Origin of the sequence: Halomonas sp. PAMB 3232 (genome assembly GCF_031954225.1) — a bacterium.
In the GTDB taxonomy this organism is placed as follows: domain Bacteria; phylum Pseudomonadota; class Gammaproteobacteria; order Pseudomonadales; family Halomonadaceae; genus Vreelandella.
This window is the reverse complement of the sequence record NZ_CP134865.1, coordinates 314,112-331,710: the sequence shown is the minus strand read 5'-3', so window position 1 is coordinate 331,710 and position 17,599 is coordinate 314,112. Positions and strand designations below refer to the sequence as shown.

The following is a 17,599-nucleotide window of genomic DNA, read 5'->3' as shown; positions in this document are numbered from 1 at the left end:
AGATCGACAAGGCGCCCCACCAATAACAAGCGCCGATTTGCCTATTACCAACGTGGTAATCGCCAGCCGCCAACAATACCAATGGAGATTGCGATGAATCCGACGTTCCCTGCCCGTTTCCCCAAAAAAACGCTGCTGACCGCTTTGGGCTTGGCCAGTGCCTTATCCTTCAGCGCACAAACCAGCGCCGACACCACCGTCAACGCCGTGATGCACTCGGCGCTGCGCGCACTCGACCCGGTATCGAGCAGTGCCACCATCGCTCGCAACCACGGCTATATGATCTACGATACGCTGATCGGGCTGGATGCGGATCTGACGCCGCAGCCGCAGATGGCGGACTGGGAGGTCTCCGAGGATGGCCTCACCTACACCTTCACCCTGCGCGAGGGGCTGACCTGGCACGACGGAAGCCCCGTGACCGCGGCGGACTGCATCGCCTCGCTCGAGCGCTGGTCGAGCTTCGACCCGGGCGGCACACTGATCTTCGATCATCTCGAGAGCCTGACGGCGCTGGACGATCATCGCGTCGAGCTCAAACTGACCACCGAGCTTGGCGATGTCATCGGCCTTTTGGCCAAGCCCTCGGCGGTGGCCGCGTTCATGATGCCCGAGGCGGTCGCCTCGATCGAGCCGGGTCAGCCGCTGCCCAACCAGATTGGCTCCGGACCGTTTCGCTTCGTGAGCGACGCCTTCCAGCCCGGCGTGAAGGCGGTCTACGAACGCTTCGACGAGTACGTGCCGCGCGACGAGGCGCCTTCCGGCACCGCGGGCAGCAAGGAAGTGTTCGTCGACCGGGTGGAGTGGATCCACATGCCGGACGTGCAGACCATGGTCAACGCCATCAACAGCGGCGATATCGACTACATCGAACGCACGCCCTTCGATCTGCTGCCGCTTCTGGAGAGCAACCCCGAGATTCACGCCGAGGTGCTCGACCCGCTCGGCATGCTGACACTCGCCCGCATGAACTTCCTCCACCCTCCCTTCAACGACGAGCGCATCCGCCGCGCCGCGCTGCTCGCCATCGGCCAGGACGACGTGATGGCAGCTCTCGTCGGCGACCCGCGCTTCTATGAAACCTGCGCGTCGGTCTACGGCTGCAACACCGCACTCTCGAGTGAGGCCGGCGGCGAGTCACTGACCAGCGGCGGCAGTCTGGACGAGGCGCGCGCGCTGCTCGAGGAGGCGGGTTACGACGACACCCCCATTGTGCTGCTTCAGCCCTCGGATGTGGCCACGCTGACGCCGCAGCCGCTGGTGGTCGCCCAGGCGCTTCGAGCCGCCGGCTTCAACGTCGAGCTTCGCCAGATGGACTGGCAGACCCTGGTCAGCCAGCGCGCCAGCCGCGAGGCCTCGAGCGACGGCGGCTGGGACATGATCTTCACCAACTTCGGCGTGGACAGCCTCTGGTCGCCGAGCATCAACCCACTGTTGATCAGCACCGGCGAAGAGGATAGCTGGTTCGGCTGGCCCACGGACCCGGACATGGAAGCGCTGCTCGACGAGTTTGCTCTCGCGACCGAAGGCGACGAGCGTCAAGCACTTGCCGAGGATATTCAGCGCCAGGCCATGGAGCAGGTCACTTTCGTGCCCCTGGGCCAGTTCCAGAACGTGATCTCCTGGCGTGACGAGTTAAGCGATGTCGTCGCCGGCCCCATCCCGGTGTTCTGGGGCATGCACAAGGCCGAATGACCCGCCGCCCCCGCCGGCGGGCGGGGGGTTCTGCCTGCCCATGTGAGGAGTTTCCCATGCTCAGTTACTTCATTCGCCGACTGCTGGCGGCCATACCGGTAATGCTGGTAGTCGCGCTCAGCGTCTTTCTTCTACTGCGCCTGGCCCCGGGCGACCCGGCGGTGATCATCGCCGGCGACATGGCAAGCCCCGCCCAGGTGGAAAGCATTCGCGTAGCACTCGGGCTCGACCAGCCCATCTACACCCAGTTCGTCATCTGGATGGGCAACATGCTCCAGGGTGATTTCGGCACCTCGCTGATCTCCCAGACCTCGGTGCTGTCGATGATCACCCAGCGCCTTGCGCCCACCGTTAGCCTCGCGGTGGCGGCCATCGTCTTCACCGTGCTGATCTCGGTGCCCCTGGGTGTCATCGCCGCCTGGCGTCAGGGAAGCTGGATCGACAATCTCGTCATGTCGATTTCCGTGGTCGGCTTCTCCGTGCCCGTCTTCGTGATTGGGTACATCGTCATTCAGGTGTTCGCGATCAACCTGGGGTGGCTGCCGGTACAGGGCTATCGCAGCCTGGAACACGGCTTTACTGAATTCGCCAGCCGCCTGGTGCTGCCAGCGCTGACGCTGTCGTCGGTCTATATCGCGCTGATCGCGCGCATGACCCGCGCCAGCATGCTCGAAGTGCTCAAGGAGGATTACATCCGCACCGCCCGCGCCAAGGGCCTGGGCGAGCGGCTGGTGCTGTTTCGCCACGCGCTGAGAAACGCCGGCGTGCCGATTCTCACCGTTATCGGTACCGGTTTCGCGCTGATGGTCTCCGGAGTGGTGGTAACCGAAAGCGTGTTCAACATCCCCGGGCTCGGGCGGTTGATCATCGATGCCGTGCTGGCACGGGACTACCCCGTGATCCAGGCGATCATCCTGCTGACCGCCGGGCTTTACGTGCTGATCAATCTGTTGATCGATCTCTCCTACGCCGTGACCGATCCGAGGATCCGCTACTGATGACCACCTATACCTATCCCCGGAGGTTCGGCATGCGCCCATCACTGCACGCCGTGACCTCTCGACTGCTGCACCTGCGCCCGCGCACCACCACGTGGATCGCCGCCATCATTTTGATCGTCATTACGCTGATGGCGCTGCTGGCTCCCCTGATCGCGCCTTTTGATCCGACTGCGATCAATCCCGCCAACCGGCTACAGGAGGCCAATGCCACCTACTGGCTGGGTACCGATGCCTACGGCCGCGATCTTTTTTCACGCGTGGTGTACGGCGCCCGCGTCTCGCTCACCGTCGGCGTCGGTGTGGCGGCGCTCACACTTCTGATCGGTCTGCCGCTGGGCCTCATTGCCGGCTACTTTCGCGCCATCGACGCGGTGTTGATGCGCTTCATGGACGGGCTGATGGCGATTCCCGGCATTCTGGCGGCCATTGCCATCGTCTCGCTCACCTCGGCGAATCTCTGGATGCTGATGATCGCGATCACGGTACCGGAGATCCCGCAGATCGTACGTCTGGTGCGCTCCAACGTGCTCGCCACGCGGGAAGAGGCCTTCGTGGAAGCCGCGACGCTCATGGGCACACCCACTCGCACGATTCTCTGGCGCCACCTGATGCCCAACACCTTCGCCCCGCTCATCGTGCAGTGCACTTACGTGTGCGCCGCGGCGATTCTGACCGAGGCCACGCTGTCGTTTCTGGGCGTGGGGCTAAGCTCTGAAATCCCCACCTGGGGCAACATCATGTCCGACGGGCGCATCTACTTTCAGCTCAAGCCGTCGCTGATCTTCTGGGCGGGCTTTTTATTATCGCTGTGCATTCTGTCGATCAACCTGCTGGGCGACGCAGCGCGCGACTCCCTGGACCCCACCATGAAGCGCAAGGAGAGTTGAGATGCCAATTGAGTCTCCCGTACTGAGCGTCGATCAGCTGATCGTCGAGACCACCGACAAAACGCCCAAGCGCATTCTCAAGGGCGTCTCCTTCGACATTCACGCCGGCGAAACGCTGTGTCTGGTGGGCGAGTCCGGCTCCGGCAAATCGGTATCATCGCTCACCGCCATGGGGCTTTTGCCCAAGCGAAGCCTCACCGCCACCGGCGGGCGCATCACTCTGGACAATGAGTCGCTCCTGGAGGCCACGCCCAAGCGCCTGAGCCAGCTTCGCGGCAGCCGCATGGCGATGATCTTTCAGGAGCCGATGACCGCGCTCAACCCGGTGCTGAGCGTCGGCAAGCAGCTCGACGAGGTGCTGGCCTGTCACACCTCGCTATCCGGTGCCGAGCGCTTCGCCCAGGTGCTGGACGCGTTGGCCCAGGTACACCTGCCGGATATCGAGCGCATATATCACAGCTTTCCCCACCAGCTCTCCGGCGGGCAGCGCCAGCGCATCATGATCGCCATGGCGCTGCTCTTGAAGCCCAGACTCTTGATCGCCGACGAACCCACCACGGCGCTGGACGTCACCACCCAGCACCAGATACTCAAATTGATTCGCGAACTGCAAGAGCGCCACGGCACCGCGGTGCTCTTCATCACCCATGACATGGGCGTGGTGGTGGATATCGCCGACCGTGTCTGCGTCATGAAGACCGGCGAGATCGTGGAAACCGGCCCGGTGCGTGACGTTCTCGGCCGCCCGCAGCACGCCTACACCCGGCGCCTGCTGGAAGCGGTGCCCAGCCTGACCCCGCGCCCCGCCCGTCCCGTCAAGAGCGAACGCCGCGTGCTCGGTGTTACCGAGCTGCACAAGGAATTTGCGCCCAAACGCGGCCTGTTGGGCTTTTTGAAACCGCGCCGCGCGGCCACCCACGCGGTCAATGACGTCAGCTTCGAGCTCCAGGCCGGGCGTACGCTGGGCATCGTCGGCGAGTCGGGCTCCGGCAAGTCGACGCTGGCGCGCTGCGTGATGCGCCTGATCACCCCGACCGGCGGCACCGTGCGCGTCAACGGCCAGGACATCGCCGCTCTTCGCTCGCGAAGCCTCAAGCCGCATCGCGGGCGCATTCAGATGGTGTTTCAGGACCCCTACCGCTCGCTGAACCCGCGTCTGACCATCGGCCAGAGCCTGACCGAAGGCCCAACCAACTACGGCAAGCCGTACCGGGAGGCCCTGGCCCGGGCGCGCGAACTGCTGGAACTCGTGGGTCTGCCGGCGGATGCCATCGAGCGCTACCCGCACCAGTTTTCCGGCGGCCAGCGTCAGCGGATCGCCATCGCCCGGGCGCTGGCGATGGAGCCGGACGTCATCGTGGCGGATGAAGCCGTCTCGGCGCTGGATGTCTCGGTGCAGGCCCAGGTACTAGCGCTTTTGGACGACATTCAGGAACGTCTAGGCGTGGCGGTGTTGTTCATTACCCATGACCTGCGCGTCGCCGCTCAGATCTGTGATGACGTATTGGTGATGCAGCGTGGCCAGGTGGTCGAATACGGCCCCGCCGAGCAGGTGTTGGGCAACCCGCGCGCCGACTACACCCGCCAGCTGATCGAGGTCGCGCCCGGGCGAAGCTGGGATTTCACCGCCTTTGCCCCGGTCGCGTGACACGGGCCGCCCGGCCGATTTTTTGCTACAAGGAAGCGATATCGATGAATGCCTGTGACCTGAGCGCCGTCGAGGCGCGACGTTTGATGAGTACCAAAAAGCTCTCCGCCGTGGAGCTGACCGAGAGCTGTCTGGCCCGTATCGAGGCGATCAACCCTGCCGTCAACGCGTTGGTGGCTCAGGATGTCGACGCCTGGCGCCAGGGCGCGAAGAGCGCCCAGCGCGCCATCGACCAGGGCGAGCGTCTCGGGGCACTGCATGGCCTGCCGCTGTGCGTGAAGGATATGGTCGATGTGACCGGGCTTCCCACCACCTTCGGCAGCCAGATCTACGCCGACAACGTCGCCCAGGGCGACGACCCGATGGTGGCGCAACTGCGCGAAGCCGGCGCGCTCATGGTCGGCAAGACCAACAATCCTGAATGGAGCGCCGGGGGCAACACCCGCAACGCCGTTTACGGCGTGACCGCCAATCCGTTCGACGTGACTCGCTCCGCCGCGGGCTCCTCCGGCGGCTCTGCCGTGGCCCTGGCCTGCGGCATGGCACCGCTTGCCACCGGCTCCGACACCGGCGGCAGCCTACGCAACCCGGCGGCGTTTTGCGGCGTGGTGGGCTTTCGACCCACTCCTGGGCTCGTGCCGGGCAACCGTGCCCAGGCCTGGCTTCCGATGTCGATGAACGGCCCCATGGCGCGCACCGTGGAGGACGCCGCGCTGATGCTTTCGACGATGATTCGCCCGGACCGCCGCGATCCCTGGACGCCGGTGGTCGACGGTCAAGCCGTTCACACGCCGGCAGCGTTTCGTCAGCTGCCCCGAGTGGATCTCTGCAGCCAGCGCGTCGCCTTCACGCCGGACTTCGGCTTCGCCATGACCGAAAAACTCGTGCGTCGAAGCTTCAGCGACAAGCTCGCCCGCTTTGGCCACGTGTTCGGCCGGCTCGACGACACCCACCCGGAATGCCCGGAAGCCGACGACACCTTCGCGGTGATTCGCGCGCTCTGCTTTTCCGGCATGCACCGCGAGCTCTTGCAGCAGTACCCGGAGCTGGTCGGCCCCAACGTGCGCGACAACGTGCGCGAGGGCGAAAGCTACTCGGCGCTCGACGTGGTGCGCGCGCTGACCAACCAGCAGCATCTGTACCGCCACTGGCAGACGTTTTTCGAGCATTACGACTTCGTGCTCGCGCCTACTACCACCATCAGCCCGCGAGACTGGCACGAACTCTACCCCACCGAGATCGATGGCGAGCCAACCCAGAGCTACTACCACTGGCTCTCCATGGCCTACGCCTCGACGCTAGCCGGCCACCCCTCGGTGACGCTGCCGACCGGTCGCGACGAAAGCGGCCTGCCCTTTGGGCTTCAGATCATCGGCCGGCGCGGCAGCGACCTGGAGACCCTGGCCTTCGCCCGGGAGCTCGAAACGCTCTTCGAGGGCGACGATGCGCTGGCACGCCCCCGGGTCGATCTGAACGATCTGCTGAAGGCGGCGCCGCTCAAGAGTGCCGAGGGCTTCATGGGGTTCTAGCGCGAACCTGACGCTTTACTTACGCCGACTGAACAAAAGGACACCGTATGGCCGACCACGCCCTCGACCACTGGCAGGCGCTCGCCCGCGCCGGCACCGACCCGCTGCTGCGCGCGCTGACCCGGCGCGAGGCGACCTTCTGGGTCAACTCGAAACGCACGATGTTTGAGAGCGTTCGCGACACGCTGCCGCTGCGCGCGGCGGACATCGACGAAGCCGCCGCACGGCTTGAGCGCTTCGCCCCCTACTTCGCTCAGGTGTTTCCGGAAACCGCCGCGGCCGGGGGCATCATCGAGTCGCCGCTACACCGCGCCGATACGCTCTCCTTCGCCGCCGCCCAGCGCTGGCGGGTCTCCGCGCCGGCAAGCCTCTGGATCAAGTGCGATAGCCACCTGCCGATTTCGGGCTCGATCAAGGCCCGAGGCGGCTTTCACGAAGTGCTGCTCCACGCCGAAACCCTGGCCCTGGAGCACGGACTGGTTGCACTCGCCGACGACTACGCCTGCTTCGCCACGGCGGCGTTCAAAACGCTGTTCGCGCACCACTCGATCGTGGTGGGCTCGACCGGCAATCTGGGGCTGAGCATCGGCATCCTGAGCGCCCAGCTCGGTTTCAAGGTCACGGTGCACATGTCCGCCGACGCCAGGCACTGGAAGAAGGCGCTGCTGCGCGAGAAAGGGGTTGACGTAGTCGAGCATCCGTCCGACTACAGCGTCGCCGTTGCCCAGGGCCGTGAGGAAGCGCTGGCCACACCGCGCTGCCACTTCGTCGACGATGAGGACTCGACGGCGCTGTTTCTGGGCTACGCCGTCGCCGCCCGGCGCCTGGCACGCCAGCTCGACGCAGAAGGCATTCGGGTAGATGCAGAGCACCCGCTGATCGTCTACCTGCCCTGCGGGGTCGGCGGTGGCCCGGGCGGGGTCGCCTTCGGTTTGAAACACGCCTTCGGTGACGCAGTGCACTGCGTGTTCGCCGAGCCCACGTCGTCACCCTGCATGCTGCTGGGCATGGCCACCGAACTGCACAACGCCATCAGCGTTCAGGATATCGGCCTCGATAATCTCACCTGCGCCGACGGCCTGGCGGTCGGGCGGCCCTCGGCGTTCGTCGGCACGCTCATGGAGCCGATGCTCGACGCGCTCTACACCGTCAGCGACGAGGAGCTCTACGCCCTGGTCGCCATGACGCAAAAGCACGAAAAGCTGGCGCTGGAACCCTCCGCCGTCGCGGGCCTGCCGGGCTTCGCGCACCTGGCCCGCGCCGACCGCGCCACGCTCGACACCCTCGGCCTTGCCGGCCACCTCGCCAAGGCCACCCACCTGGTCTGGGCCACCGGCGGCTCGATGGTGCCCGAGGAGCAGATGCGGGAGTATCTGGACAAGGGCCGCGCGGCGCTGTCCAAGGCCGAGGCGCCCATCGCCTAACCGGTCTGCGGATGCGAGCCCAGCAGGGCCTCGCGCCGCCCCGCCGGCCGCCGCAACCACAACGTCATCAGCACCACCGCCAGCAACACCTCGGCCAGGTCGCCGCCGTAGTACATCCACTGGGCGGCGGCCTGGACGTGCTCGAGAGCGTGGCCGGTGTCGCGGGGAAACCCCCAGCCGTACATCAGCTTGCCCAGCAGGCTGTGGGTGGCGATCGCGGCGAATAGCACGATCAGACGAAAGCACAGGCTTAACCGGTGGGGCGAGGTGTCGGGCTCGGCGAGGATCGCCCAGCAGAAGAGATACCCCGCAAGCAGAAAGTGCAGGTGAATCATGTAGTGAAGCAGGGAGCTTTCCAGCGAGGCGGCGTAGAGCGGCGTCAGATAAAGTACGTACATGCCGCCCACGTTGAGCAGCGTTGCGGTGACCGGGTGGGTCACCAGGCGCATGAAACGGCTGTGCAGGAACCTCACCATCCATTTCCCGCCCGCCTGGGGCAGCGTTTTGAGTAGCAGCGTCGTCGGCGCGGCCAACACCCAGAAAAGCGGCGCAAACATGCCGATCAAAAGGTGCAGCGTCATATGGCCGACCAGATCGCCATGCGCCCAGGCCATCAACAAGGGCCAGAAGGCAATGGCCAGAAGTGCGCTGCCAAAAAGGAAAAAGCCGCAGCGCCAGAGGCTCCAGCCAGACCCACCCGCCCGCTGAAGCCCGGCCGCCGCCAGATACTGGCAGGTGACGAGCACGACCAGTAAAAACGGCAGCCAGTCGAGCGGCGAAGCGGGGTGGCCGGCGTGCATTCAGCGCGCGGGCAACACGCGGGCGCGGCGCCAGAACCACGCACCGATCAGCAGAAACCCGACCGCGAAGGCATTCCAGACCAGGTCGTACATCAGCGGGTCCACTCCGTAGCGAATCTGGTGCAGGCGTAAAATCTTGTGGTTGATGAGGCCGTCGAAGAGCTGAAAGCCGCCCATCCCCAGAAAGAACCCCGCCTTCGCCCAGGCCACGCTCAAGCGCCCGCGCTGGGAGAGATCCAGCAAAAGAAACACGCCGACCACCACTGCCAAGAGCTCGAAGGCGTGCAAAAGGCCGTCGGAAAGAATGCCGAAAGCGGGGGTGGAAAAGTCGAAAAAGTGGTGCCACTGCAGCAGCTGATGAAAGACGATCTCATCGAGCGCCGCCATCGCGCCGATGCCGACCAGCACCGCCGCCCAGCGCGAGCGCTTGATGTCATGGATGTCGCGTTTGTTCGCATCGTACGTCATGGCCGAACTCCCTGATGTCGCTATCAGCGTAGGCAAGGCATTGGATGAGCGCCACCGCGGCGCGGGCCGTGATTGCCCTACCCTGCAGCGCTCTCTAGAATGGCCGGCATCGGTGTTCCGTACGGAACTTGATAGGGAATCCGAAGCGCTTCGCGCGAACCGGAACTGCCCCCGCAACTGTAGGCGGCGAGCGATGCTCACACGTGCCACTGGACATCCGTCCGGGAAGGCGAGCTAGCGACGACCCGTGAGTCAGGAGACCTGCCGACGCATCCTCACAACCAGGCCGCGCCATACGCGCGCCGATCATGCACGGGAGTGTACATGATGTTGAAGCGATCCCCGGCGCTGGCCCTGGCAGGGCTGTGCGTCTCTCTGGGCGCGCCCCCGCACGCCCAGGCCGCCACCGCCTACCCGCTAACGCTCGAAAGTTGCGGCCACGAAATCACCCTGGAAAAAGCGCCGGCGCGCGTGGTCACCATCGGCCAGGCGCCGACGGAAATGCTCTACCTGCTGGGCCTTGAAGAGCACGTGGCAGGCACCTCGCTCTGGGTCAATCCGGTGCTCGAGGCGTTTGCCGAGGCGAATGCCGACGTCGAGCGGTTGTCCGACAACGCGCCGAGCTTCGAGAGCGTGCTGGCGCAAGAGCCGGACCTGGTGATCTCTGCTTACGAGTGGATGGTCGGCCCGGCCGGCGTCGTGGGTACGCCCGCGATGTTCGATGACGCCGGCGTGCCGCTCTGGACGCTGCCCACCGAGTGTGTGGGCAAGGACAACCATCAGAGCATGGATGGCGCCCGCGAACGCCTGTTTGACCCGGCGCTGGTGTACCAGAGTATCGAAACGCTGGCCGAGATCTTCGACGTCGTCGAGCGCGGCGAGAATGCCGTGAGCGATCTTCAGGCGCGAGAAACCGCCGCAATCGAGGCCGCTCAGGCGCTCGATTTGCAGGGCGAACTGCGCGGGGTGTTCTGGTACTCCTCGGCGGACCTGGGGATCGATCCGTACGTTGCCGGCGTCAACAGCGTGCCGGACTGGATGATGACGACGCTTGGCATCGACAACGTGGTGCGTATTGATCAGGAGTGGCCGACGGTGGGCTGGGAGAGCATCGCCCGCGCCGACCCCACCTTCATCGCTGCCGCGCGCATGGATCGGCGCCGCTTTCCCGCCGACGACATCGCTGTGAAACGCGAATTCCTGCAAAACGATCCGGTCACCCGGCTGCTCGAGGCCGTCGAGCAGGACCGGCTGGTCGAGATCGACGCCCACGCCATGGATCCGTCGATTCGCAGCATCTACGCCCTCGAGACGCTGGTCGAGGCGCTGGCCGAGATGGATCTGTCGTCCTGATGGGGGCGACACGTATCGGCGCAGGTTCCGCGCGGTGGGTCTGGCTGATGCCGCTTTGTTTGATCGCGGCGCTTTTGGTCGGCGCCTCGATCGGCGAGACGCGCATCCCGCTCTCTACCGTGCTGAACGTATTGGCGAGCAAGCTTGGCATGATCGACCGGCCGCTTTCCACCCTCGACGAGGCGATCGTGTGGCACTACCGCCTGGCGCGCGCCGTCGTGGCGGCCTGCTGCGGCGCGGGGCTGGCGGTGTCCGGGGTGATTCTGCAGGCGCTGTTACGTAATTCGCTGGCCGACCCGTACCTGCTGGGCATCTCGGCGGGCGCTTCCACCGGCGCGGTCACGGTGACCGTGGCAGGCCTCGGGGCGGGAATGATCTCGATGTCCATGGGCGCCTTCGCCGGGGCACTTGCCGCCTTCAGCTTCGTGGCGCTGCTGGCGCATCTGGCCGGCGGCGGCCAGGGCGTGCGCGGCGCGGGCATTCTGATTCTCGCCGGTATCGCCGGGGCGCAGCTGTTCAACGCCTTGACCGCCTTCATCATCGCCCACTCCGCCAACGCCGAGCAGGCCCGGGGCATCATGTTCTGGCTGTTGGGCAATATGTCCGGCGTGCGCTGGCCGGACGCCTGGCTGGCGCTGCCGGTGGCCGGGGCGAGTCTGGCGGTGGCGCTTGGACACGTGCGCTCGCTCGACGCCTTCGCCTTCGGTGCGGAAAGCGCGGCGTCGCTCGGTGTGAATCTGCGGGCAACGAAGGGGCTTTTGATCGGCACGGCGGCGCTGGCGACGGCAGTGATGGTGTCGATCACCGGCGCGATCGGCTTCGTCGGGCTGGTGGTGCCCCACGCCTGTAGGCTGCTGGTCGGGGTGCGCCACCGCCGGCTGGTGCCGGCGACCGCCTTGTGCGGGGCGGTGTTCATGGTGCTGTGCGATGTCGTTTCCCGGGTGGTGATTCCCGGCCAGGTGCTGCCCATCGGCGTGATCACCGCGCTGGTCGGCGCGCCGGCGTTTGCCTACCTGATGGTGCGGGGGCGGCAGTGAGTCAAGCGATCCCGCCGCTACTGAGCGCCCGCGGCGTGAGCTTTTCGGCATCCGGGCGAAGGCTCGTCGACGGCATCGACCTCGACGTCTTTCCCGGCGAGACGCTGGGCGTGATTGGCCCCAACGGCGCGGGCAAGTCGACGCTTTTACGTCTGCTGGCCGGGCTCTTGCCGCCAGGCCGGGGCGAGGTGCGCTTCGAGGGTACGCCGCTTTCGCGCTTGAGCCGGCGCCAGATCGCCCGGCGCATGGCGCTGGTAGCGCAGCAGGCGGACACCGACGAGCGGCTCACCGCCCGCGACGCGGTGGAGCTTGGTCGCACGCCCTGGCTTGGGCGGCTGGGCCACTGGCGCGCCGAGGACACCGCCGCCGTCGACCGGGCACTTGGCGCGGTGGAGATGGAGGCGCTGGCCGACCGGCTCTGGGCCTCGCTTTCCGGCGGCGAGCGCCAACGCGTGCACATCGCCCGCGCCCACGCGCAACAACCGCAGCTGATGCTGCTCGACGAGCCCACCAACCATCTCGATATCCACCACCAGCTCGCCATTCTGGCGCTGATCAAGGCGCTGCCGATCACCGCCGTGGTCGCGCTGCACGATCTTTCTCACGCGCTGCGCTGTGACCGGGTGCTGGCGCTTCTGGAAGGCCGCGAGGTGGCGCTCGGCCCGCCGCTCGAGGTGCTGACGCCCACGCTTCTGCGCGCGCTGTTCGGCGTCGAGGCGCGGCTGGTGGACGACCCCGACGGCGACATCCCGCTCATCGCTTTCCGCCGGCTCTGCTGAAGGCGCCCACGCGGCCGGTTTCTCGAAGGGCGGCACTAGCCGCTATAATGAAACGTCAGACGCGCCCCGCCTCACTTGTCCGGGCCTTCTTCCGCTTTCAAACGAGCCTTTCATGACCCGCGTCGCCCTTTTCGTGGATACCCAGAACGTCTACTACACCGCGCGCGACGCCTTCGGTAAGCACTTCGACTACGGCGCCTTCTACCGCCGGGCGAGCGCCCATCGCGAGGTCGTCGCGGCCTTTTGCTACGCCACCGACAAGGGAGATTCGGGGCAGCGCAAGTTTCAAAACGCGCTGCGCCATATCGGTTTCGAGGTCAAACTGAAGCCTTTCATTCAGCGCGGCGATGGCTCCGCCAAGGGCGACTGGGACGTGGGCATTACGCTCGACGCCATCGAGTACGCCGAGCGGGCCGATGTCATCGTACTGGTGTCGGGCGACGGCGACTTCGACCTGCTGGCCGAGAAGATTCGCCGGGTGCACGGTAAGCGCGTCGAAGTGTACGGCGTGGCCGCCCTCACCGCCGCCTCGCTGATGCGCGCGGCGAGCGAGTTCGTGCCCATCGAGGGCGAACTATTGCTCAGCTAGACTGACCAAGCCAGGCATCGATTTCACGAATGACGGTCTCAGGGTGGGTCATGTGAGTGCAGTGCCCGACGCACGGTAGCTCCCGGAGCGTGCTCTGCGGCATGCGCGCATGCATATAGCGCCCCACCGCGGGGCTTGCCAGTGAGTCGACCTGGCTTTGCAGCAGCAGCGCCGGAGGCGTCACCCGGGGAAGCAGGTGCCGGTAGTCGGCGAAGAAGGTCGCCTTGGCGAATACCTTGGCCACGACCGGATCGGTGGAGCAGAAGCTTTCCGAGAGCTCGCCGATCAGCTGTTCCGAGCTTTCCGGGCCCATCACCAGCGGCGCCAGATAGTGAGCCCAGCCGATGTAGTTGCGATCCATCAGCTCGATCAGTTCTTCGAGATCGGCGCGCTCGAAGCCGCCCTGGTACTCCGGCCCCACGTTGAGAAAACAGGGCGAGGGGCAGATCATGATCTGGCTGGCAATACGCTCGGGGATCTCGAGCGCCGCCAGCTGCCCGATCGTGGCGCTGACGGAGTGGCCGACGAAATGAACGTCGCGTAAATCGAGCGTCTTACAGATCTCCACGACGTCCTGCGCGTAACCCTCCAGCGTGGCGTAGCGCGCCTGGCTGAACGCCGACAGCTGCGAGCGCCCCGAGCCGACGTAGTCGAACAGCACCAGCGTGTAGCGCTTTGAAAGCGTGGGCACGACGTACTGCCACACCCGCTGATCGCAGCCGAAGCCGTGGGCCAGCACGAGCGTTTTTGCCCCTTCTCCTGTCACGGTCACGTTATTGCGCGCCGTGATGGATGTCCTGTTCAGCAAACCCAATGACTCCTCAATTATCCTGTGTGCCGTGCGCTTGTGTGCCGTACTTTTGATCAAACTCGCTTCGTGTCCACCGCTCGACCCAGCCGGGGAACTCGTCAGCGGGCATGGGGCGGGCGATATAGTAGCCCTGGCCCGCTTCGCAGCCCAGCGCCACCAGCTTTTGACTGTGCTGCAGCGTTTCCACCCCTTCGGCGATCACGCCGCACTCGAAAGCGCCGGCAAAGCCGATCACCCCCTTGAGGATCGCCAAGTCGCCGGGGCGAGTGAGCATGTTCTGCACGAAGCTGCGATCGATCTTGAGCGTATCCACGGGCAAGTCGCGCAGCTGGCTCAGGGAGGAGTAGCCGGTACCGAAATCGTCCAGCGACACCTTGAGCCCCAGCGCGCGGCAGGCGTTGATGATCATGGCCGCCTGCGCCGCATCCTCGATCGCGCTGGTTTCCAGCACCTCCAGTTCGATATTTGCTTTCGGCACCTCGGGTACGTCCGCCAGCATCGTGCCCAGCTCCTGCAAAAATTGCGGATGCTGTAAATGGTATCCATCGATATTGATGCTGACGCTCAGGTTCAGGCCCTGTTCGCGCCACGTCTGCATTTGCAGCAGCGCCGTCATGATCACCCAGCGCCCAAGCCGAATGCCGCTTGGCGTGTTCGAGAGCACCGGCAAAAACGCCTGCGGGCCCAGCAGGCCCTGCTCGGGATGCAGCCAGCGGATGAGCGCCTCGGCGCCCAGCACCTCCCCTGTTCGCATGTTGACCCTGGGTTGATAGAAGAGCCGAAACTGCTCGGCGACCAGCGCCTCGTCGAGGCCTGAAAGCGCGGCGTGGCGCTCTTTCTGAACGACCTCATCGTCGCTATCGAAAACGCAGACCTGGCCCTTGCCCGCCAGCTTGGCCTGATACATCGCCTGATCCGCTTGGCGAATCAGCTGGTCGGGCTCCAGCGTGTTGGACTGCGGATAAAACGTGATACCGATACTGGCCGAAAGACTCAGCGACACGCCATCGATCAATAGCGGCGCTGCCAGCCGTTGCGTCAGCCGGTTCCAGATCGGCTCATCCAGCGCCCGGGAAAAGCGGCCATCGAGCACCACGACGAATTCGTCGCCGCCGAACCGTGCGACCAGATCCTGCTGGCGCAGCGTGTCGGCCAAGCGCCTGGCGGCCTGCTGCAGCGCCTTGTCGCCGGTCTCGTGGCCATGGCGGTCGTTGATCGCCTTGAAGCCGTCCAGATCGATGAGCGCCAGCGCGAAACCGGCGCTCCCCGGGCGGGCGCGGTCGATCTTGTGATCCAGATGTTTGCTCAAGGCTGCCCGGTTGGGCAGCCCCGTCAGCGGATCGGCGTGCGAGAGCGAACGCAGAAGCGCCACCTTCTGCTCCAGCAGTTGCTGGGTCTTCTTCAGTTCCATGTAGAGCTGCTCGGAGCGCTGGGCATTGGCGATGCTCCAGAAACAGCGCTGACAGGCGTCATCGTGCACTGCGCTGACCATCACCGGCAGGCTCTGGCCACTGGGCGACCTCATCGTCAAGCGAATCTCTTCGCACTGCCCCTCTCGCGCCAGCGCCGGAACGATGAACGACTCACAAAGAATCTGCGACGCCTTGCTGAAAAGATCGAACAGCTCCCTCCCCGCCAGCGCCGCGGGCGAGTGGCCATACTGCTCCATCATGTACTGATTGCTGTAAAGCACTCGGCGCCGCGCATCCGTCACCAGGCACCCCACCGGGAATTCATCTAACGAGAGCAGGCTGGGTGTGTACATGGCGGCGCGGGCCTTAAAAGCGAACTGGCGAGTTTAAATGGGGCGGCGATCATCCGGGGAAAAACGAGGTGTTCCATCGCGTCTGCCAACGTAAGGAATTGATACAATAGGGCAGGTTTTTACTCTCCCCTTGCACCCTGAAAGACTTATCTTAACTTAATACTAAAGCGTGAGTAATCCTTCATCGAAGCAGATGACCACCGGGGATGAAGGTAGCTACGCTATCGCCAAGTGCCCCTATTTAAAGCGCGCGGGATTCCCCAGAAGGTCAACAATTACCTTAACGGTTTCTGTTAGAGCGTCAAACCCGGAAGAGTAAAGCGCAAGAGGTATCGCCCTTTTTCTCGCCTTGGCGCCGCCGCATAGGGCGAGAAGTGCCCGACACGTGAGCCGTCCGCCAAGCCGTTGCTCGCTCCAGCACGTAGCTTCGTTTCGCATCGTGCGGATCAGGCGCGCTTGTTTACCGTTATCCGTAAACGTCCTTGTTGTCACAATGGACAATTATCCGAAGCAACCTTTATAGTACCTTTTAATGAGAAAAATTAAATTCCAATAAGGAAACGAACCCATGAAATGTTTCGCAAGAACCTATTTTGCGGCGGGCTTGGTGATCATTCTTTCAGGCTGCGCTACGCCCTCAAAGCCCCACTGGTACAAAGAAGGTGTAGATAAGGAAATCACTCGAAGCGCTCTTGCCGAATGCCGATATGAAATTGGCATGCGCGATCTCTCAGCGCAAAAAGAGCAGGAAATGCTTCGCTACTGCATGGAGCGCAACGGTTTTAGACTCAGACGCTAATTATAGACAGCAGTCTAGCGGCTACCTTATTTATCATGGCAACCCGCTCAAACGAGTCATCCAACGAGGAAAAACTTCATGCAGTATGTCATCACGGCCTACGACTTTACCGATGACGATGCGCTGGCGCGCCGAATGGCGAATCGTGAGGCGCATTTAGCGGGGGTTAAAAAACTGATAGCGCAAGGCCATTTTCTTAGCGGCGGCGCCATACTCGATGATGAAGGACGCATGGTCGGCTCTACAGTACACGTCGCCTTCGAGAGTCGCGCAGCGCTTGACGAGTGGATCGACCAGGATCCCTATACCCTGGGGCGAGTATGGGAAACCTTCGATATCCGCGAAGTACGCCTCGTGCCGGTCGACGCGTGAACGTACTTCTCTAAAACGCCACCGCTCCGTCGGCATCGAGCCGATGGGGCGGTGAGAGCGCTATCGTAAAGCAGCGCTATGATTTACGCTCGGCGTTTACTGGTCGCCTTTGAACTCGTCAAGGCCGTAGCTGCGCTCCATTTCGCGCTGGTCACCATCGAAGCCGCTGACGTCGACCGTACCGTCTTCATCAATGTCGATATCTTCGAAGCGGTCAAAACCGTCCTGGCTTGCGCGGTCGAGCACGCTGTTGAGCTGCTGCGCGTCCAGCCCCCAGGGCGCGACCTGGGTCGGGGTGGACGACTGCTCGTCCAGCCCCCAAGAGGCAACTTGGGTCTCGGTAGACGACTCGTGCATGACTTCCCCGCTTTCGACGTTAAGCGTCAGCTCATACCCTTGGCCGCCGGCATCCCAGCCTTCGACCTCAAACTCCATCGCGCCGCGTTCTTCATCGATTTGAATTTCACGAAACAAGGCGACACCGGCGTTGTTGGCTTGCTCAATCATGTTGGCAAACGCTGCCTGGTCGAGCGCTTGTTGGTAGTCGTCCTGCTCGGCCATGGCAGCTTGACCAAGACCCAGCGTGGCGATGGCGGTGATAGCGAGTGCGATTGCTGTCTTTTTCATGGTGACCATCCTTTT

General features: G+C 64.3%; 17 protein-coding genes and 1 riboswitch. Of the genes, 12 read left to right on the top strand and 5 right to left on the bottom strand.

The annotated features are described in order from the left end of the window. Positions 1 to 93: 93 nt before the first annotated feature. Genes RN346_RS01535 through RN346_RS01510 form a run of 6 tightly spaced genes read left to right on the top strand, consistent with a single transcriptional unit; the run spans position 94 to position 8,184 of the window. Positions 94 to 1,695: an ABC transporter substrate-binding protein gene (locus tag RN346_RS01535; protein ID WP_311961924.1), complete on the top strand. Its 1,602-nt coding sequence runs from the start codon at positions 94 to 96 to the stop codon at positions 1,693 to 1,695. A 56-nt stretch (positions 1,696 to 1,751) separates the two neighbouring features. After that, positions 1,752 to 2,693 carry an ABC transporter permease gene (locus RN346_RS01530; RefSeq protein WP_263585377.1) on the top strand — a complete coding sequence of 314 codons (942 nt, stop codon included), beginning with the start codon at positions 1,752 to 1,754 and terminating at the stop codon, positions 2,691 to 2,693. A 32-nt stretch (positions 2,694 to 2,725) separates the two neighbouring features. Then, positions 2,726 to 3,583 (top strand): ABC transporter permease, encoded by an 858-nt coding sequence (locus RN346_RS01525; RefSeq protein WP_263585378.1) that lies wholly within the window; start codon positions 2,726 to 2,728, stop codon positions 3,581 to 3,583. A 1-nt stretch (position 3,584) separates the two neighbouring features. Further along, the gene (locus RN346_RS01520) at positions 3,585 to 5,231 is read left to right on the top strand and encodes an ABC transporter ATP-binding protein (RefSeq protein ID WP_311961923.1); all 1,647 of its coding nucleotides are present in this window, start codon (positions 3,585 to 3,587) and stop codon (positions 5,229 to 5,231) included. A gap of 44 nt (positions 5,232 to 5,275) precedes the next feature. After that, on the top strand, positions 5,276 to 6,760 hold the full coding sequence (locus tag RN346_RS01515; RefSeq protein WP_311961922.1) for an amidase family protein: 1,485 nt from the start codon (positions 5,276 to 5,278) through the stop codon (positions 6,758 to 6,760). A 47-nt stretch (positions 6,761 to 6,807) separates the two neighbouring features. Then, entirely contained in the window at positions 6,808 to 8,184 is a 1,377-nt protein-coding gene (locus tag RN346_RS01510; protein WP_311961921.1) for a D-serine ammonia-lyase, read from the top strand. Here RN346_RS01510 and RN346_RS01505 read toward each other — a convergent pair. Further along, positions 8,181 to 8,984, bottom strand: coding sequence for a cytochrome c oxidase assembly protein (locus RN346_RS01505; RefSeq protein ID WP_263585382.1), 804 nt, complete (start codon positions 8,982 to 8,984; stop codon positions 8,181 to 8,183). The genes RN346_RS01510 and RN346_RS01505 overlap by 4 nt on opposite strands. Then, a complete protein-coding gene (locus tag RN346_RS01500) occupies positions 8,985 to 9,452 on the bottom strand; it encodes a DUF2243 domain-containing protein (RefSeq protein ID WP_263585383.1) in 468 nt (155 codons plus the stop codon). 93 nt (positions 9,453 to 9,545) lie between these two features. After that, a riboswitch (cobalamin riboswitch) is annotated at positions 9,546 to 9,736 on the top strand. Positions 9,737 to 9,776: 40 nt separating this feature from the next. On the opposite strand from RN346_RS01500, the gene RN346_RS01495 reads away from it, so the two are divergent. From RN346_RS01495 to RN346_RS01480, 4 genes are all read left to right on the top strand, one after another. Continuing rightward, positions 9,777 to 10,805 (top strand): ABC transporter substrate-binding protein, encoded by a 1,029-nt coding sequence (locus tag RN346_RS01495; protein WP_311961920.1) that lies wholly within the window; start codon positions 9,777 to 9,779, stop codon positions 10,803 to 10,805. Beyond that, the gene (locus RN346_RS01490) at positions 10,805 to 11,842 is read left to right on the top strand and encodes an iron ABC transporter permease (protein ID WP_263585385.1); all 1,038 of its coding nucleotides are present in this window, start codon (positions 10,805 to 10,807) and stop codon (positions 11,840 to 11,842) included. The genes RN346_RS01495 and RN346_RS01490 overlap by 1 nt, the downstream gene beginning before the upstream one ends. Continuing rightward, complete coding sequence (locus RN346_RS01485; RefSeq protein WP_263585386.1) at positions 11,839 to 12,621, top strand: ABC transporter ATP-binding protein; 783 nt, start codon at positions 11,839 to 11,841, stop codon at positions 12,619 to 12,621. The genes RN346_RS01490 and RN346_RS01485 overlap by 4 nt, the downstream gene beginning before the upstream one ends. Before the next feature lie 112 nt (positions 12,622 to 12,733). Next, positions 12,734 to 13,210 (top strand): NYN domain-containing protein, encoded by a 477-nt coding sequence (locus RN346_RS01480; protein WP_263585387.1) that lies wholly within the window; start codon positions 12,734 to 12,736, stop codon positions 13,208 to 13,210. Here the strand turns inward: RN346_RS01480 and RN346_RS01475 are convergent. Together RN346_RS01475 and RN346_RS01470 are read right to left on the bottom strand one after the other, a co-directional pair. Then, positions 13,203 to 14,018 carry an alpha/beta fold hydrolase gene (locus tag RN346_RS01475; protein WP_263585388.1) on the bottom strand — a complete coding sequence of 272 codons (816 nt, stop codon included), beginning with the start codon at positions 14,016 to 14,018 and terminating at the stop codon, positions 13,203 to 13,205. The two genes, RN346_RS01480 and RN346_RS01475, sit on opposite strands and share 8 nt — an antisense overlap. Positions 14,019 to 14,031: 13 nt before the next feature. Next, complete coding sequence (locus tag RN346_RS01470; protein WP_311961919.1) at positions 14,032 to 15,786, bottom strand: EAL domain-containing protein; 1,755 nt, start codon at positions 15,784 to 15,786, stop codon at positions 14,032 to 14,034. A gap of 568 nt (positions 15,787 to 16,354) precedes the next feature. On the opposite strand from RN346_RS01470, the gene RN346_RS01465 reads away from it, so the two are divergent. Together RN346_RS01465 and RN346_RS01460 are read left to right on the top strand one after the other, a co-directional pair. Then, positions 16,355 to 16,585, top strand: coding sequence for a hypothetical protein (locus RN346_RS01465; RefSeq protein WP_311959556.1), 231 nt, complete (start codon positions 16,355 to 16,357; stop codon positions 16,583 to 16,585). A gap of 78 nt (positions 16,586 to 16,663) precedes the next feature. Next, positions 16,664 to 16,957: a YciI family protein gene (locus tag RN346_RS01460; protein WP_311961918.1), complete on the top strand. Its 294-nt coding sequence runs from the start codon at positions 16,664 to 16,666 to the stop codon at positions 16,955 to 16,957. 96 nt (positions 16,958 to 17,053) lie between these two features. On the opposite strand, the gene RN346_RS01455 is transcribed toward RN346_RS01460, so the two are convergent. After that, positions 17,054 to 17,584: a PepSY domain-containing protein gene (locus tag RN346_RS01455; RefSeq protein WP_263585391.1), complete on the bottom strand. Its 531-nt coding sequence runs from the start codon at positions 17,582 to 17,584 to the stop codon at positions 17,054 to 17,056. Positions 17,585 to 17,599 lie beyond the last annotated feature (15 nt).

Bases quoted from the DNA above. Each gene is read 5' to 3' on its own strand.
- RN346_RS01535 (WP_311961924.1), top strand. From the start codon at position 94: ATGAATCCGACGTTCCCTGCCCGTTTCCCCAAAAAAACGCTGCTGACC.
- RN346_RS01530 (WP_263585377.1), top strand. From the start codon at position 1,752: ATGCTCAGTTACTTCATTCGCCGACTGCTGGCGGCCATACCGGTAATG.
- RN346_RS01525 (WP_263585378.1), top strand. From the start codon at position 2,726: ATGCGCCCATCACTGCACGCCGTGACCTCTCGACTGCTGCACCTGCGC.
- RN346_RS01520 (WP_311961923.1), top strand. From the start codon at position 3,585: ATGCCAATTGAGTCTCCCGTACTGAGCGTCGATCAGCTGATCGTCGAG.
- RN346_RS01515 (WP_311961922.1), top strand. From the start codon at position 5,276: ATGAATGCCTGTGACCTGAGCGCCGTCGAGGCGCGACGTTTGATGAGT.
- RN346_RS01510 (WP_311961921.1), top strand. From the start codon at position 6,808: ATGGCCGACCACGCCCTCGACCACTGGCAGGCGCTCGCCCGCGCCGGC.
- RN346_RS01505 (WP_263585382.1), bottom strand. From the start codon at position 8,984: ATGCACGCCGGCCACCCCGCTTCGCCGCTCGACTGGCTGCCGTTTTTA.
- RN346_RS01500 (WP_263585383.1), bottom strand. From the start codon at position 9,452: ATGACGTACGATGCGAACAAACGCGACATCCATGACATCAAGCGCTCG.
- RN346_RS01495 (WP_311961920.1), top strand. From the start codon at position 9,777: ATGATGTTGAAGCGATCCCCGGCGCTGGCCCTGGCAGGGCTGTGCGTC.
- RN346_RS01490 (WP_263585385.1), top strand. From the start codon at position 10,805: ATGGGGGCGACACGTATCGGCGCAGGTTCCGCGCGGTGGGTCTGGCTG.
- RN346_RS01480 (WP_263585387.1), top strand. From the start codon at position 12,734: ATGACCCGCGTCGCCCTTTTCGTGGATACCCAGAACGTCTACTACACC.
- RN346_RS01470 (WP_311961919.1), bottom strand. From the start codon at position 15,786: ATGTACACACCCAGCCTGCTCTCGTTAGATGAATTCCCGGTGGGGTGC.
- RN346_RS01465 (WP_311959556.1), top strand. From the start codon at position 16,355: ATGAAATGTTTCGCAAGAACCTATTTTGCGGCGGGCTTGGTGATCATT.
- RN346_RS01460 (WP_311961918.1), top strand. From the start codon at position 16,664: ATGCAGTATGTCATCACGGCCTACGACTTTACCGATGACGATGCGCTG.
- RN346_RS01455 (WP_263585391.1), bottom strand. From the start codon at position 17,584: ATGAAAAAGACAGCAATCGCACTCGCTATCACCGCCATCGCCACGCTG.